Origin of the sequence: Burkholderia sp. Bp9090, assembly GCF_003857985.1 — a bacterium.
GTDB lineage: Bacteria > Pseudomonadota > Gammaproteobacteria > Burkholderiales > Burkholderiaceae > Burkholderia.
In genome coordinates this window covers 17,603-31,449 of record NZ_QTPV01000066.1, presented here as the reverse complement: position 1 = coordinate 31,449, position 13,847 = coordinate 17,603, and the positions used below count along the sequence as shown (strand labels likewise).

At 68.5% G+C, this 13,847-nt stretch carries 14 protein-coding genes; 10 read left to right on the top strand and 4 right to left on the bottom strand.

The features are described from left to right. Positions 1–390 precede the first annotated feature (390 nt). The 3 genes from DIE16_RS34540 to DIE16_RS34530 all read left to right on the top strand — a co-directional run bounded on the left by DIE16_RS34540 (position 391) and on the right by DIE16_RS34530 (position 4,414). On the top strand, positions 391–774 hold the full coding sequence (locus tag DIE16_RS34540; protein ID WP_185500301.1) for a hypothetical protein: 384 nt from the start codon (positions 391–393) through the stop codon (positions 772–774). A 47-nt stretch (positions 775–821) separates the two neighbouring features. Beyond that, positions 822–3,602, top strand: a complete 2,781-nt coding sequence (gene mgtA, locus DIE16_RS34535) for a magnesium-translocating P-type ATPase (RefSeq protein WP_124894294.1) — start codon at positions 822–824, stop codon at positions 3,600–3,602. A 68-nt stretch (positions 3,603–3,670) separates the two neighbouring features. Further along, complete coding sequence (locus DIE16_RS34530) at positions 3,671–4,414, top strand: transporter (RefSeq protein ID WP_124894293.1); 744 nt, start codon at positions 3,671–3,673, stop codon at positions 4,412–4,414. Positions 4,415–4,466: 52 nt separating this feature from the next. Here the strand turns inward: DIE16_RS34530 and DIE16_RS34525 are convergent, their stop codons facing one another. After that, entirely contained in the window at positions 4,467–4,751 is a 285-nt protein-coding gene (locus DIE16_RS34525; RefSeq protein WP_044843344.1) for a transcriptional regulator, read from the bottom strand. A gap of 71 nt (positions 4,752–4,822) precedes the next feature. Further along, on the bottom strand, positions 4,823–5,698 hold the full coding sequence (locus DIE16_RS34520) for a LysR family transcriptional regulator (protein ID WP_124894292.1): 876 nt from the start codon (positions 5,696–5,698) through the stop codon (positions 4,823–4,825). A 93-nt stretch (positions 5,699–5,791) separates the two neighbouring features. Here DIE16_RS34520 and DIE16_RS34515 point away from each other — a divergent pair, with 93 nt between their 5' ends. The 6 genes from DIE16_RS34515 to DIE16_RS34490 all read left to right on the top strand — a co-directional run bounded on the left by DIE16_RS34515 (position 5,792) and on the right by DIE16_RS34490 (position 10,311). Further along, the gene (locus DIE16_RS34515; RefSeq protein WP_185500292.1) at positions 5,792–6,028 is read left to right on the top strand and encodes a hypothetical protein; all 237 of its coding nucleotides are present in this window, start codon (positions 5,792–5,794) and stop codon (positions 6,026–6,028) included. A 195-nt stretch (positions 6,029–6,223) separates the two neighbouring features. After that, on the top strand, positions 6,224–7,303 hold the full coding sequence (locus DIE16_RS34510) for a serine hydrolase (RefSeq protein WP_124894291.1): 1,080 nt from the start codon (positions 6,224–6,226) through the stop codon (positions 7,301–7,303). A gap of 46 nt (positions 7,304–7,349) precedes the next feature. After that, positions 7,350–7,586: a hypothetical protein gene (locus DIE16_RS34505; protein ID WP_044843266.1), complete on the top strand. Its 237-nt coding sequence runs from the start codon at positions 7,350–7,352 to the stop codon at positions 7,584–7,586. 184 nt (positions 7,587–7,770) lie between these two features. Next, positions 7,771–8,226 (top strand): MarR family winged helix-turn-helix transcriptional regulator, encoded by a 456-nt coding sequence (locus DIE16_RS34500; protein WP_124489628.1) that lies wholly within the window; start codon positions 7,771–7,773, stop codon positions 8,224–8,226. Between the two features lie 70 nt (positions 8,227–8,296). After that, a complete protein-coding gene (locus DIE16_RS34495) occupies positions 8,297–8,860 on the top strand; it encodes a cysteine hydrolase (RefSeq protein ID WP_124489627.1) in 564 nt (187 codons plus the stop codon). Beyond that, entirely contained in the window at positions 8,857–10,311 is a 1,455-nt protein-coding gene (locus tag DIE16_RS34490) for a DHA2 family efflux MFS transporter permease subunit (RefSeq protein ID WP_124894290.1), read from the top strand. Before DIE16_RS34495 ends, DIE16_RS34490 begins: the two co-directional genes overlap by 4 nt. A gap of 34 nt (positions 10,312–10,345) precedes the next feature. Here the strand turns inward: DIE16_RS34490 and DIE16_RS34485 are convergent, their stop codons facing one another. Beyond that, a complete protein-coding gene (locus DIE16_RS34485; RefSeq protein ID WP_124894289.1) occupies positions 10,346–10,942 on the bottom strand; it encodes a LysE family translocator in 597 nt (198 codons plus the stop codon). A 95-nt stretch (positions 10,943–11,037) separates the two neighbouring features. Between DIE16_RS34485 and DIE16_RS34480 the strand changes: the two genes are divergently transcribed. After that, entirely contained in the window at positions 11,038–11,913 is an 876-nt protein-coding gene (locus DIE16_RS34480; protein WP_124666684.1) for a LysR substrate-binding domain-containing protein, read from the top strand. An 89-nt stretch (positions 11,914–12,002) separates the two neighbouring features. Here the strand turns inward: DIE16_RS34480 and DIE16_RS34475 are convergent, their stop codons facing one another. Continuing rightward, a complete protein-coding gene (locus DIE16_RS34475) occupies positions 12,003–13,721 on the bottom strand; it encodes a SulP family inorganic anion transporter (protein WP_124894288.1) in 1,719 nt (572 codons plus the stop codon). Positions 13,722–13,847: the final 126 nt, after the last annotated feature.

The following is a 13,847-nucleotide window of genomic DNA, read 5'->3' as shown; positions in this document are numbered from 1 at the left end:
TTTGGTCTTTCTTTCTTGTTTTTTCTGGTTGTTTTTCTTTGTCCCCCCCCCCCCCCCCGCCCCCCCCCCGCGCCCCCGCCCCCCCCCCCCCCCGCCCCCCTCCCCCCCCCCCCCCCCCCCCGCCCCCCCCACCCCCCCCCCCCCGCGACTCGTGCGTTTTCTGCCGTCCGGCGGCCCGACTGTCCGGCATCGCGCCGATAACATTTCGCAAGCATCTTCCGACAAAAGGGTTGACGCTTCGCACAACGAGCCTTTACCATCGCCCCCGTCTGAATTACATGGAGTGTTCTGTGAACACCGATGCGAGTTGTAGTTGGTCCTCGACCAACTTGACTGCTGCCTGAGGAAACCGCGCAGAGCCTCGTCTTCTGCCGCATCCCGGGAAGCAGGATGCGGCGTCCTTCCGGCCTGACCGGCCAGAATCCCCCGCCGAATTTTTTCGATATCGCCGAATGTCCGCGCTGCGCAACCCTGCGTTGCAGCGTGCGTACGTTCGTGCTGCGCGCAGCGCAAGCTGCGTGCGTGTTCCGTTCGCGTGCCGTCCGGCCGCGCGCCCTCGTGCGTGCGCGGCTTCCGATCGCCCGTGCCGCCTACTCGCAACCGACAGGAGTGCAGATGAACTCGGACGACAGTAGTCGATTACCGCTCGCCGGTGCGACGCCGCGCATCGATCCTTCGGCCGCACTCCGCGCGCCGGCGAGCGTTCCCCCCTTCACCGATCCACAGCCGATCGCGCCTGACGCGATGCGGCGGGGAGCGCTCGTGCGTCGCTGACGTCACGGTCGCTCCCCGCCCGCCGCCTCGTGCGCAAGGAGCGACTCATGACACGACACAACACTTCGCAAACATCGCAAAAGAAACAGCGCGGCTTCATCAACGCCGGCCCCGGTCAGCAGAACGAACCGCGCAACATGCGCGCCGCGCAGGAAGCGGCCCGCCCGCTCGAAGAAACCTTCAAGTCGCTGCGCACCAGCACGCGCGGCCTCACCTACGACCAGGCCGCCGATCGCCTGCAGCACAATGGTCCGAACGAGATCGCGCACGACAAGCCGCCGCACTGGACGCGCCAGCTGCTGCACGCGTTCCACAATCCGTTCGTCTACGTGCTGCTGGTGCTGGCCACGATCAGCTTCTGCACCGACGTCTACTTCGCGGCGCCCGGCGATCGCGACTTCGTCGGGATGACGATCCTGCTGACGATGGTCACGATCAGCGCGCTGCTGCGCTTCGTGCAGGAATTCCGGTCGCTGCGCGCGGCCGAAAAGCTCAAGGCGATGGTCCGCACGACGGCGACCGTGCAGCGCGCGGTGACCGACGTGTCCGAGCCCGCGCGCCGCGAGGTGCCGATGCGTGAAGTGGTGGTCGGCGACATCGTGCACCTGTCGGCCGGCGACATGATCCCCGCCGACGTGCGCCTGCTCGCGTCGCGCGACCTGTTCATCAGCCAGGCCGTGCTGACCGGCGAAGCGCTGCCGGTCGAGAAATACGACACGCTCGGCGCGGTCGCCGGCAAGTCGGCCGGCGCAGGCGCGACGGGCTCGTCCGCCGCCGCGAACGATGCGTCGAAGTCGCTGCTCGATCTCGAGAACGTGTGCTTCATGGGCACCAATGTGGTGAGCGGCACCGCGACGGCCGTGGTCGTCGCGACCGGCGAAGACACCTACTTCGGTTCGCTCGCACGCAACGTCGTGAGCCACAAGCGCATCGAGACCAGCTTCGACCGCGGCGTCGCGAGCGTGAGCTGGCTGCTGATCAGGTTCATGTTCGTGATGGTGCCGATCGTGTTCATGATCAACGGCCTGACCAAGGGCGACTGGCTGAGCGCGCTTACGTTCGCGCTCGCGGTGGCCGTCGGCCTCACGCCCGAGATGCTGCCGATGATCGTGAGCGCGAACCTCGCGCGCGGCGCGATCGCGATGGCGCGTCGCAAGGTCGTCGTGAAGCGGCTGAACTCGGTGCAGAACTTCGGCGCGATGGACGTGCTGTGCACCGACAAGACCGGCACGCTCACGCAGGACAAGATCATCCTCGAGCACCATCTCGACCTGTCCGGCCACAAGAACGAGGACATCCTGCGGCTTGGTTGGCTGAACAGCTTTCATCAGAGCGGCCAGAAGAACCTGATCGACATCGCGGTGGTCGCGCGCGCCGACGAGATCGGCGAGCGCGTGAAGCCGCACGGCTACAAGAAGATCGACGAGCTGCCATTCGACTTCGTGCGGCGCCGCCTGTCGGTCGTGGTCGAGGACACGCACGGCACGCACCAGCTGATCTGCAAGGGCGCGGTCGAGGAAATGCTCGCGGTGTCGACCCACGTGCAGGACGAGGACGGCGTACGTCCGCTCGATTTCGTCGCACGCAAGCGGCTGCTCGAACAGGCGAACGCGTACAACGAGGACGGCTTCCGCGTGCTGGTGCTCGCGACGCGCACGATCCCGCGCGGCGACGAACTCGAACAATATCGCACCGCCGACGAGCGCGATCTCGTCGTGCGCGGCTTCCTGACCTTCCTCGATCCGCCGAAGGAATCGGCCGCGCCGGCGCTTGCCGCGCTGCGCGAGAACGGCGTGTCGGTGAAGGTGCTGACGGGCGACAACCCGACCGTCACGATGAAGGTCTGCCGCCAGGTCGGCCTCGAACCGGGCAAGCCGATGCTCGGCGCCGAAATCGAGGCGCTCGACGACGCGACGCTCGCCGAGGTCGTCGAACGCACGACGGTGTTCGCGAAGCTCACGCCGCTGCAGAAGGCGCGCATCGTGAAGGCGCTGCAGGCGAACGGCCACACGGTCGGCTTCCTCGGCGACGGCATCAATGACGCACCGGCGCTGCGCGACGCCGACGTCGGCATCTCGGTCGACAGCGGCGCCGACATCGCGAAGGAAACCGCCGACATCATCCTGCTCGAGAAGAGCCTGATGGTGCTCGAGGAAGGCGTGATCAAGGGCCGCGAGACGTTCGGCAACATCCTGAAGTACCTGAACATGACCGCCAGCTCGAACTTCGGCAACGTGTTCTCGGTGCTCGTCGCCAGCGCGTTCCTGCCGTGGGAGCCGATGCTCGCGACCCAGCTGCTCGTGTTGAACCTGATCTACGACACGTCGCAGATGCTGCTGCCGTGGGACAAGATGGATCCCGAGTTCCTGAAGAAGCCGCGCAAGTGGGAAGCCGGCAACATCGGCCGCTTCATGCTGTGGGTCGGGCCGACGTCGTCGGTGTTCGACATCACGACCTACGTGCTGATGTGGACCGTGTTCGGCGCGGGCGCGATGTATCACCTGCACGGCGGTTCGGGCGGCCAGATCGTGATGAACTCGGGCTGGTTCATCGAGAGCCTCGTGTCGCAGACGCTCGTCGTGCACCTGCTGCGCACGCAGAAGATCCCGTTCCTGCAGAGCACGGCCGCGCTGCCGGTGCTGCTGTCGACGTTCACCGCGATCGCGATCGGCTGCTGGCTGCCGTTCTCGCCGTTCGCGGATTCGCTCGGCTTCATGCACCTGCCGGGCACCTACTGGCTGTGGCTCGCGGCGACGATGGTCGGCTACATCCTGCTCGCGCAGATCGTCAAGACGATCTATGTGCGTCGCTACAAGCAGTGGTTCTGATCGCCTCCGAAACGACGGCGTGCCGGCCCGCGCGGGCCGGCCCCCCACGACACGACAACGGTGACTTCATGAAAAGAATGCTTTCTCTCGCGGCCGCGAGCACCCTGCTCGCGCCGTTGTACGCGTACGCGGCCCATCCGCTCGTCAGCGACGACACGGGTACGCAGGGCGACGCGAACTGGCAGTTCGAGTTCAACGGCGAGCAAACCTCGAAGCAGGACGAAAACGGCCGCCATCAATTGTGGAACGCGACACTCACGCGTGGGTTCGGCGAGCACGTCGATCTCTACGTGAACGCGCCTTACACGCATCTGCAAACGCGCACCGACGACCACGGCGCAGGCATCGGCGATGTCGAGATCGGCATGAAGTGGCGCTTCGTCGAACGCGGGCCGCTGTCGCTTGCGCTGAAACCGCAGGTGACGATGCCGACCGGCAACGACGATCGCGGGCTCGGCACAGGCCGCGTCGGCACCGGCGCCACGCTGCTCGCGCAAGCCGACGTCGCGCGCTTCTCGCTGCTCGCGAATGCGGGCCTCGCGTACCAGCCGAACCGCCAGGGCGACCTGCGCTCGGTCTGGGCCGTGTCGGCCGCGGCGCTTTACAAGGCGACCGACAAGGTGCAGCTCGTGGCCGACATCGGCCTGTCGCGCAACACCGAGAGCACGGCCGGCGCGAATCCGGCGTTCGTAATCGCGGGCGCGATCTACTCGCCGAAGCCCTGGCTCGATCTCGACGTCGGCTACCGGCATGGGCTGAACGACCAGACCTACCGTCATTCCGTCATGGGTGGGGTGACGGCGCGGTGGTGATGTCGCATGTCGAACCGCAATATGACGGGTCGCCTTCGGGCGACCCGTTTTTTCATCCGCGGTCGTTCCCACCGAACAGTTGCGCGCACACGGCGCGCCCCTCTTCGGTCAAGGCGGCGCTGCCGGTGCCGTCGTCGTTCAGCGTCGTCGCGCTCAGGCCGGCGGCGTCGAGTTGCGTCAGCACGCGGCGCAGCGTGCTCATCGGCAATTGCGTGCGCTTCGCGATCTTCGGCAGCGACCACGTTTTGCCGGACGGATCGGTCGCGGCTTCATGCAGCGTCGCGAGCGTCGCAACGAGTGCGGGATCGAGCGGGGAGTCGTCGGGTTCTGAAGTCATCGGGTCGGGTTCGTGAGCCGGCGCCGGGCCGGCATTCGGGCGGAAGGCGATCGCGGACACTATACGCCCGGTCACGCGCCCTTGATCGAGGCGCGCATGAACGACACGAAACGCGTGGTCACGGGATCGTCGCGGCCGGACAGCCACGCGAGCCCGACGCGCCATTTCGCGTCCCTGCCGGCGAGCGGCAACACGGTCGCGTCGCGCAGCAGGTACTGCGCGTGCGACGGAATGAACGCGACGCCGACCCCGGCCGCGACCGACGTGAGCACCGATTGCACGTCCTCCGCCTGCTGCGTGACCTGCGGCACGAAGCGCCGCCCGACGCACCACCGGTCGATCTGCGCGGCGAGCCCGGGGCCGCGTGCGCGCTGCAGCGCGATGAAGCCGATCTCGTTGAGCACGTCGAGATCGGCCGGCACGCGCTTGAAGCCGAGGTACGGCGGCACCGCGAGCGCGAGCGCCTCGTCGATCACCTTGAACGACGACAACCCTTCATCCGACGGCAAACGCAGGAACCCCGCGTCGAGCTTGCCCGCGCGCATTCGGCGGGTTTGCTCGGACGACGACAGGTCGCTCAACGTGACCGCGACACCCGGATTGCGGCGCCGGAATTCCGCGACGAGTTTCGGCACGAGCGTCAGCACGGACAGGCAGATGCCGAGCCGCAGATGGCCGCGCTGCCCGCTGGTCGCCTCCCGTGCACGCGCGAGGATTTCGTCGGCATCGCGCACGAGCGCCTGTGCGTCGGGCAGGAAGCGTTCACCGAACGGCGTCAGCTCCGCGCCATGCCTGCCACGTTCGAACAGCTTGCCGCCGAGGCTCGCCTCGAGCGCGCCGATCTGCTTGCTAAGCGCCGGCTGGCTCATGTGCAGCGTGTCGGCCGCGCAGCTGAAATGGCTGAGCTCGGTGACCGTCAGGAAGGTTCGGAGCAGTTTCAATTCCATTCTTTAAAGGAATCATAGCGATCGAAACATTCATTTTACTGATTGAACGGCGTGACGTTCAATACGGGCATGCCCTTCGCGGAATTCACTGTCATGCCTGTTGATCATCTAGCCGAGTGCCTGACCGATATGTCGTGCGATACGGTCGTCGCCGACACGGGCGGTGTCGAGCCCGACACGCCGATGCCCGAGCGTCGTACCGCACGCTCCGACGGACGCGGCCGCCGCTTCCGCTTCGGCGATGCGCTGGACGACACGCCGCCGCGTGTCGTCACCGGTTCGATCGCGATCAGCTTCGCGGTCGTGTCGCGGCGGAACTGGCCGCGCTGATTCGACGCAGCGGGCGCCTTTTGCCCGCCGCACGCGTTCGGCGCTTCACAAAAGCCTCGACATTCCGCCCGGATCGCACACGATTGCGCGCACATCCATCGTCATCGCCACACAATCGACCTTATAATTTCCCGCACCCGCTGACCGCCCACGCATTTCGCGCCGCCGCAACGCGCGTGAAAAGGAGACTCTCGCTTGACCGGACTCATCGCGCGCCTGCCTCGCGCCCGGCCCACCCTGCTCATCGCCCTCTCGTTCCTGACACTTGCGTTCGCAACGAACGCGACGGCGCAGCGTGCGCAGCCGCATCGCACGGCGACGCCCCATGCGCATGCGAAAGTCGTCAAGAAACAACCCGCCCACCGCAAGCACAAGGCCGTCAAGCACCGCCGCCCGCGCGTGACGCATCATGCAGTCAAGCGTCACGCGGCGCCCGCACCGCAGCACCGGCGCGCGAAACGCACGAACGCGGTTCGCCCGCGCCCCGCCGCGCAGCCGCGCCTGCTCGCGAGCTGCGGCTACAGCCCGCGCGCGGTGAGCTCGCTACATTCGCGCGCGGCCTACGTGCTCGACGTCGACTCCGGCACACCGCTGCTGGCCCGCAACGCACGCACGGTGCGGCCGATCGCGTCGATCTCGAAGCTGATGACCGCCGTCGTCGCACGCGACGCGGACCGGCCGATGAACGGCGTGCTGCGCGTCACCTCTCGCGATCGCGACACGATCAAGTTCACCGGTTCGCGGCTGCCGATCGGCGCCGAACTGTCGCGCCGCCAGATGTTCCATATCGCGCTGATGTCGTCGGAAAATCGCGCGGCCGCCGCGCTGAGCCGCGACTATCCGGGCGGCCGTGCCGCGTTCGTTAAGGCGATGAACCGCGAGGCGCGCCGGCTCGGGATGCGCGATACGCATTTCCGCGAACCGACCGGCCTGTCGCCGCACAACGTGTCGACCGCCGAGGATCTCGCGCGGCTCGTCGGCGCGGCCGCGCAGGATCCGCTGATCCGCTATTTCTCGACGGACACGTCGACCACCGTGCAGGCCGGCGACGGCGAGCTGCTGTACGTGAACTCCGATCCGCTCGTGCGTAACGGTCGCCTGCCGATCCGACTGCAGAAAACCGGCTTCATCAACGAATCTGGGCACGGCGTCGTGATGCGCATGCGCGTGAAGGGCCGCCGCGAAACGGTCGTGCTGCTCGGCGCACCGACGCGCGCCGGCGTGTCGAGCGATGCGCTGAAGATCCATCGCTGGCTGACCTGCTCGATCCGGTAAACGCGGCGCGCGCGGCCGGCACATTCATCCACGAAGGAGCGATGCCATGCAGGACGAGTACCGTTTCAACGCGTTCGGACGCCTGCTCGCCGTCGTGCGGACGAACGGCCGCTGGGCGGTGTTCGATCTCGGCACCGAAGGCAAGCGGCGACCGGCCAACCTGCACGTTCCGTCCGCGCTCGCCGCGGACGAACTCGCGCAATATCTCGGCGACCTGCTGCACGAAAATGCGTCGCCGAAGTACAACGACGTCGTACCGGTTCCGTTGCCGCGCCGCGCGTAGCGTCCGGCCGCACACCGCCCACCGTCCGACAATCGGCGGTTGCCGAGCCGCCGCCCGCTGTTCCTCTCCCGGCCTCGCCGGCGCATCGTGCGTCGGTGCGCGGTGCGTCGTACGTCATGCGCCGTGCATCGCGAACGCCCGCCAAACTAGACAGTTAAACTTGCAAGTTTAACTGTCGTGTTCTATGATCCGCCGCATGACTCCGCCACGCACACCCCGCATTTCCGCCGACACCGTCGCCGCCGACTTGACCCTCGCGGTCGGCCAGCTGATTAGACGGCTGCGCGCCGAGATCGAATCCGAAGGGCTCGGCATGTCGCAGACGAGTGCGCTCGCGCGGCTCGAACGACAGGGCCCCATGACGACCGCCGATCTCGCGCGCGCCGAGGCGATGAAGCCGCAGTCGATGAAGGCGATTCTCGCGGGTCTCGAGGAAGACGGGCTCGTCGAACGCGAGCCGCATCCGACCGACGGCCGCCAGATCCTGTTCCTGCTGACCGCGGCCGGCCTGGCGGCACGGCGCAAGCGCAACACCGCGAAGCACAAGTGGCTTGGCGCCGCGATCGAGAAGCTCGACGCCGAAGACATCCGCACACTCGCCGCCGCGATTCCGCTGATCCGGCGCATCGGCGAGCAGTGATCCCGCGTGCGTGCCGCGCGGCATTCGTACGGCACGTGCCCCTTCTCCCCATGCACGGAGCATCCGCATCATGAGCACAACCCGTCTCGACACGCATACGGCACTCGTCGTCATCGACCTGCAAAAGGGCATCGTCGCGCTGCCCACCGCCCACCCGGTCGCACCGGTGATCGAGCGCACGCGCGAACTGCTCGACGCCTTCCGCAGCCGCGGCCTGCCGGTCGTGCTCGTCAACGTCGCCGGCGGCGCACCGGGCCGGACGCAACTGCCGCCGCGCAAGGATCCGTTCCCGGCCGACTGGGCCGAGCTCCTGCCCGAACTGAACCGCCAGCCGGGCGACCACGCCGTGACGAAGAAGACCTGGGGCGCATTCACCGGCACCGATCTCGACGCGTACCTGAAGGCGGCCGGCGTCACGCAGATCGTGCTGGCCGGCATCGCGACGAGCATCGGCGTCGAATCGACGGCCCGACAGGCGCACGAACTCGGCTACAACGTGACGCTCGCGGTCGATGCGATGACCGACCTCAACGCGGACGCGCACACGAACAGCGTCGAACGGCTGTTCCCGCGGCTCGGCGAGACGGGCTCGGCGCACGAGATCGTCGCGCTGCTCGACCGGCGCGGCGCGTGAACGACCAACGCGCGCGGCCGGCGCCGGGCCGTGCGGCCGAACGGCTCGGTCCGTCGATCTGGAAAGTCAGCGCGGTCGCGACGCTCGGCTCGCTGCTGTCGCAGCTCGACGCGACGATCGTCAACGTCTCGCTGTCGAGCCTCGCGACCGATCTGCACGCGAGCCTGTCGACGATCCAGTGGGTGACGAGCGGCTACCTGCTCGCGCTCACGCTGGTGTTGCCGCTGAACGGCTGGCTGGTCGATCGCATCGGCGCGAAGGCGCTGTACCTGTGGTGTTTCTCCGCTTTCACGCTGACGTCGGCGCTGTGCGGGCTCGCGTGGTCCGCGCCGTCGCTGATCGCGTTCCGCGTGCTGCAAGGCGTCAGCGGCGGGCTGCTCGCGCCGATGGCGCAGATGATGATCGCGCGCGTGGCCGGCCAGCAGATGGCGCGCGTGATCGGCTATGCGGCGGTACCCGTGCTGATCGCACCGATCCTGGGGCCGGTCGTCGCCGGTACGATCCTGCAGTACGCGTCGTGGCGCTGGCTGTTTCTCGTGAACCTGCCGGTCGGCGCGCTGGCGCTGGCACTGGCCGTGTGGTTCCTGCCCGGCGACCGCGAGGAAACGCAGCGGCGCGAACTCGACTGGGTCGGCCTCGCGCTGCTGTCGCCGGCGCTCGTGCTGTTCCTGTATGGCGCGGAGCGCATCGACGCGGTGCCCGGCATCGCCGCGATCGCGGGCTCGGTGCTGCTGCTCGCCGCGTTCCTGCGCGTCCAGCTGCGCAAAGGCGAGCGGGCGCTGATCGACCTCGCGCTGTTTCGCTCGCGCGTGTTCGGCGCGGCGGCGGCCACGCAGTTTCTGTCGAACGGCGCGATCTACGCGGGCCAGATGCTGATTCCGGTGTTCCTGATCGAGGCGTGCGGCCGCTCGCCCGGCGAGATGGGCTGGCTGCTGGCGCCGCTCGGGCTCGGCATGCTCGTCACCTATCCGTCGATGGGCGCGCCGACCAGCCGGTTCGGCGTGCGCCGGCTGGCCGCCGCCGGCGCGCTGCTCGCGCTCGCCGCGACGCTGCCGTTCGTGTATCTCGCGCTGGCCGGCTACGATCCCGCCGTGCTGGTGCCCGCGCTGTTTCTGCGCGGGATGGGTCAGAGCGCGATCGGCGCGCCGTCGATTTCCGCCGCGTATGCGTCGGTCGAGCGGCACAACCTGCCGATGGCGACGACGTCGCTCAATATCGTCCAGCGCCTCGGTGGCCCGACGTTCACGACGATGTGCACGCTGTTTCTCGCGTGGCGGCTGCAGGCCGAATCCGCGTCGACGGGCGGCACGCACGGGGCCGCCTACGCGTGGACGTTCGGCCTGCTTTGCGCACTGCATGCGGCGAGCTTCGCGACGACACTGCGGCTGCCGCGATGGTCGAGCGGCGCGGGCGGACGGCCCGCGGGGGCCGCGCGGGACGGTTCTCGCTGAGTGTCGGGGCTGCGCCGTGCGCGCAGCGCCGCTGCTACAGCCACATCGGCACGATCGACGCCGCGAGCAGGATCCCCAAGCCCGCATTCACGCAACGCCACTGCCGCTCCGTGCGGAGCACGCGCGCGAACAGCAGCCCGGCACAACACCAGAGCGACAGCGACGCCATCGCCGCCACGCCGAACGCCAGCCCGAGCAACGCGCCGAGCCTCACGGGGCCGGACGCGAGCGCGGCGAACGACGCGGCCGCGCCGAGCGTCATCGCCCAGCCCTTCGGGTTGTGCCACAGCATCCATACGCCGCTGACGAATCCTTGCGGCCGCTGCACGGCCGCGTCGACACCGGGCTTGTCGCCGCGCGCGATGCGCGTGGCCAGCCACAGCAGATACAGCGAGCCGAGCACCTTCATCCCGAGCTGCAGCGCGGGCAGGGCCAGCAACACGCTGCCGAGCCCGGCCGCCGCCGCCGCGGCCATCGATGCCAGGCCGGCCGCGATGCCCGTCATCATCGGCAGCGAACGCCGATAGCCGAAATGCGCGCCCGATGCGGTTGCGAGGGTCGTCGCGCCACCCGGTGTCACCGTGGACACGATCACGAACAACAGCAGCGGCAAATAGTCTTGAAGCGGCACACGGGCTCCCGGTTCGGGTCGTCGAAGCTCCGTTTTACCCGCGCTCCGTGCATTACGACAGCAAAAGATTTTTATGCCAGTCATTAGCATTCATAATGCGAACCATGGCACGCAACCTCGACATCGCCCTGCTTCGCGCCTTCGTCACGGTCGCCGATCACGGCAGCATGACGGCGGCGAGCCACGCGCTGCACCTGACGCAAGGCGCGGTCAGCCAGCAGGTCGCGCGGCTCGAAACGCTGTCCGGCCCGCTGTTCGTGCGCGAGCATCGCAACCTGCTGCTCACGGCGGACGGCGAGCGTCTGCTCGCGCAGGCGCGCCGGCTGCTCGCCGCGCACGACGCACTGCTGACCGAGCTGACGGCCGGTGCGATGGAAGGCGCTGTGCGCATCGGCGCGCCGCAGGATCTCGTCGGCAGCTGTCTCGCGCCGATCCTGAAAGGCTATGCGCACGCGCATCCGCAAGTCGCGCTGTCGCTCGTGTGCGCGGCGTCGCCCGCACTGCGCAAGGCGCTGAGGCAAGGCGAGATCGATGTCGCGCTGATCGAGGCGCCGGTCGGGCCGTCGCGCGGCGAATGCATCGCCGTCGACCGTCTGGTCTGGGTCGGCGCGAAAGGCGGTAGCGCCCATCTGCAGACGCCGCTGCCCGTGTCGATGGTCGACCAGACCTGCGCGTTCCGCCCGACCGTGCTCGACGCGCTACGGGCCTGCGATCGCGCGTGGCGCACCGTGTTCGAGAACGGCAGCATCGACGCGACGGCCGCGACCGTGCGCTCCGATCTCGCGGTGACCGTCTGGCTCGCGTCCACCGTGCCGGCCGATCTCGACATCCTGCCGGCCGACAGCGGCCTGCCCGCCCTGCCGAACTTCGCGATCAACCTGCATCTGCCGCGCGGCCAGCACGCGCCGGCCGCGGCGGAACTGGCCCGCCATTTGCGCAACGGCTTCGCGCGCGTGCGCGCAGCCGCTTAGCGGTGAAGCTTCCCGCGTTCCGCCTCCCGCCTCCCGCGTTCCCCCAGCTTTCCGCCTTCCGCTTTCCGCTTTCCGCCTTCCAATTTCCGCTACGTGCCCCCCGGCTCCTGCTGCGCCGGCGTCACGCCCGCCGCTTCCAGCGCCTGGTGCAGTGTCGGGAAAATGCACGACGCGCCGACGATCTCCGTGATCTGGTGGCGCTCCATATCGGCGTGCAGGTAGCGGTTCACGCGCCCGAACAGCACGCCGATCCGGCGCGCGTGCAGCGCCTTGACGAGATCGGTGATCGTCCGCGCGGCGGAGTAATCGAGATCGGTGATCGCGCCCGCGTCGACGATGAACCAGCGCAGCGGTACCGGCGACGCGTCGACGAGTTCGGTCACTTCGGCGGCGAACCGATGGTCGTTCGCGAAGAACAGGTCGGAGCCGAACCGGTAGACGATCAGCCCCGGCGCCGTCATCGCGCCCGGCCGGGCCGGCACCGGCAGCCACCGCCCGTTGCCGTCGGCGGCTTCGAGCACCATCGTGTGCGGCTGATAGCTGTGCCGCACGTGCCGCATCAGCGACAGCGCGACGGCCAGCAGGATCCCGTGCTCGACACCGACCGTCACGACGGCCGCGGCGGTGACGAGCGCGAGCGTGAATTCGCCGGGGCTTTCCCTGCGGATCGCCGCGAGGCTGCGCACGTCGATCAGCCCGAGCGCGATCGTGAACACGATGCCGGCCAGCACCGCATGCGGCAGGTACTGCAGATACGCACTCAGGAACAGCAGCACCGCCGCGACGACCGCGGCGAACGCCAGATGCCCGATCTGGCTGCGCACGCCCGCGCCGTCGGCCATCGCGGTCTGCGTCGGGCTGCCGTTGACGACGAACGCGCCGCCCACCGCCGCCGCCGCGTTCGCGGCCGCGAGCCCGAGGATGTCGGCGTTGGTGTCGACGTCCTCGCCGTACTGCTGCGCGAACACGCGGGCCGCCGCCGCGCTCTGCGCGATGATCATCACGAAGCACGACGCGGCGACCGGCACGAGATCGAGGAACTGCTGCCACGTGACGGACGGCCAGCGCAGCGGCGGCAAGCCGCCCGCGACGGGCCCGAGCACGGCGATGCCTTGCGCGGCGAAGCCGAAGCAGTCGCTCGCGGCGATGCTGCCCGCCACCGCGATCATCGGCATCGGCACGCGCGGCACAAAGCGCTTGCACGCGAGAATCGCGACGACGACGAGCGCCGCGAGCGCGAGCGTCGGCCGATGCGCGTGGATCGCATGCATGACGACGTAGTCGAGCTGGGCGACGCTGCGCGATGCCGGATACGGCACGGACAAGCCGAGCATGTCGCCGAGCATCGCGATCGAAACCTGCACGCCGACGCCGGCCAGGAAGCCGACCAGCACCGTGCGCGACAGGAAATCGGCGAGAAAGCCGAGCTTGAAGATGCGCGCGAGCAGCAGCATCGCGGCGGTCAGCAGCGCGACCATGCCGGCCAGCGCGACGTACTCGGCGCTGCCCGCCGGCGCCATCGACGACAGGCGGCTCGCGAAAATGGTCGCGGTCGCGGAGTCGGCGGCGACCACCAGATGGCGCGACGCGCCGAAGCACGCGAACGCGATCAGCGGCAGGAACACGGTATAGAGGCCCGTCACGGCCGGCATGCCGGCGATGCGCGCATAGCCGAGCACCTGCGGGATATCCATCGACGCGAGCGAGATGCCCGCGAACACGTCGCGGATGGCCGACGCGCGCCGAATCGGCAGAATGCCCTTCAGCAGCCGCACGCGTGACGGCTGGCTTTCGTTGGAATCTTGCATGCGTGAAATGCGTGGTTGACCGGAACGACGTGGAAGCGGGGTTCGCGAAGCCGTTCGTGCATCGTGCCCCGAGCGGGCGATGCGTGGCAAGTGCATAGTATGTTGCGCTACGTGAGCACACGGACT

What these genes read in the sequence shown, in the direction of transcription:
- DIE16_RS34495 (WP_124489627.1), top strand. Translation starts at nt 8,297, where the DNA reads ATGAGCACAACCCGTCTCGACACGCATACGGCACTCGTCGTCATCGAC.
- mgtA (WP_124894294.1), top strand. Translation starts at nt 822, where the DNA reads ATGACACGACACAACACTTCGCAAACATCGCAAAAGAAACAGCGCGGC.
- DIE16_RS34500 (WP_124489628.1), top strand. Translation starts at nt 7,771, where the DNA reads ATGATCCGCCGCATGACTCCGCCACGCACACCCCGCATTTCCGCCGAC.
- DIE16_RS34515 (WP_185500292.1), top strand. Translation starts at nt 5,792, where the DNA reads ATGCCTGTTGATCATCTAGCCGAGTGCCTGACCGATATGTCGTGCGAT.
- DIE16_RS34520 (WP_124894292.1), bottom strand. Translation starts at nt 5,698, where the DNA reads ATGGAATTGAAACTGCTCCGAACCTTCCTGACGGTCACCGAGCTCAGC.
- DIE16_RS34530 (WP_124894293.1), top strand. Translation starts at nt 3,671, where the DNA reads ATGAAAAGAATGCTTTCTCTCGCGGCCGCGAGCACCCTGCTCGCGCCG.
- DIE16_RS34505 (WP_044843266.1), top strand. Translation starts at nt 7,350, where the DNA reads ATGCAGGACGAGTACCGTTTCAACGCGTTCGGACGCCTGCTCGCCGTC.
- DIE16_RS34525 (WP_044843344.1), bottom strand. Translation starts at nt 4,751, where the DNA reads ATGACTTCAGAACCCGACGACTCCCCGCTCGATCCCGCACTCGTTGCG.
- DIE16_RS34480 (WP_124666684.1), top strand. Translation starts at nt 11,038, where the DNA reads ATGCGAACCATGGCACGCAACCTCGACATCGCCCTGCTTCGCGCCTTC.
- DIE16_RS34475 (WP_124894288.1), bottom strand. Translation starts at nt 13,721, where the DNA reads ATGCAAGATTCCAACGAAAGCCAGCCGTCACGCGTGCGGCTGCTGAAG.
- DIE16_RS34540 (WP_185500301.1), top strand. Translation starts at nt 391, where the DNA reads ATGCGGCGTCCTTCCGGCCTGACCGGCCAGAATCCCCCGCCGAATTTT.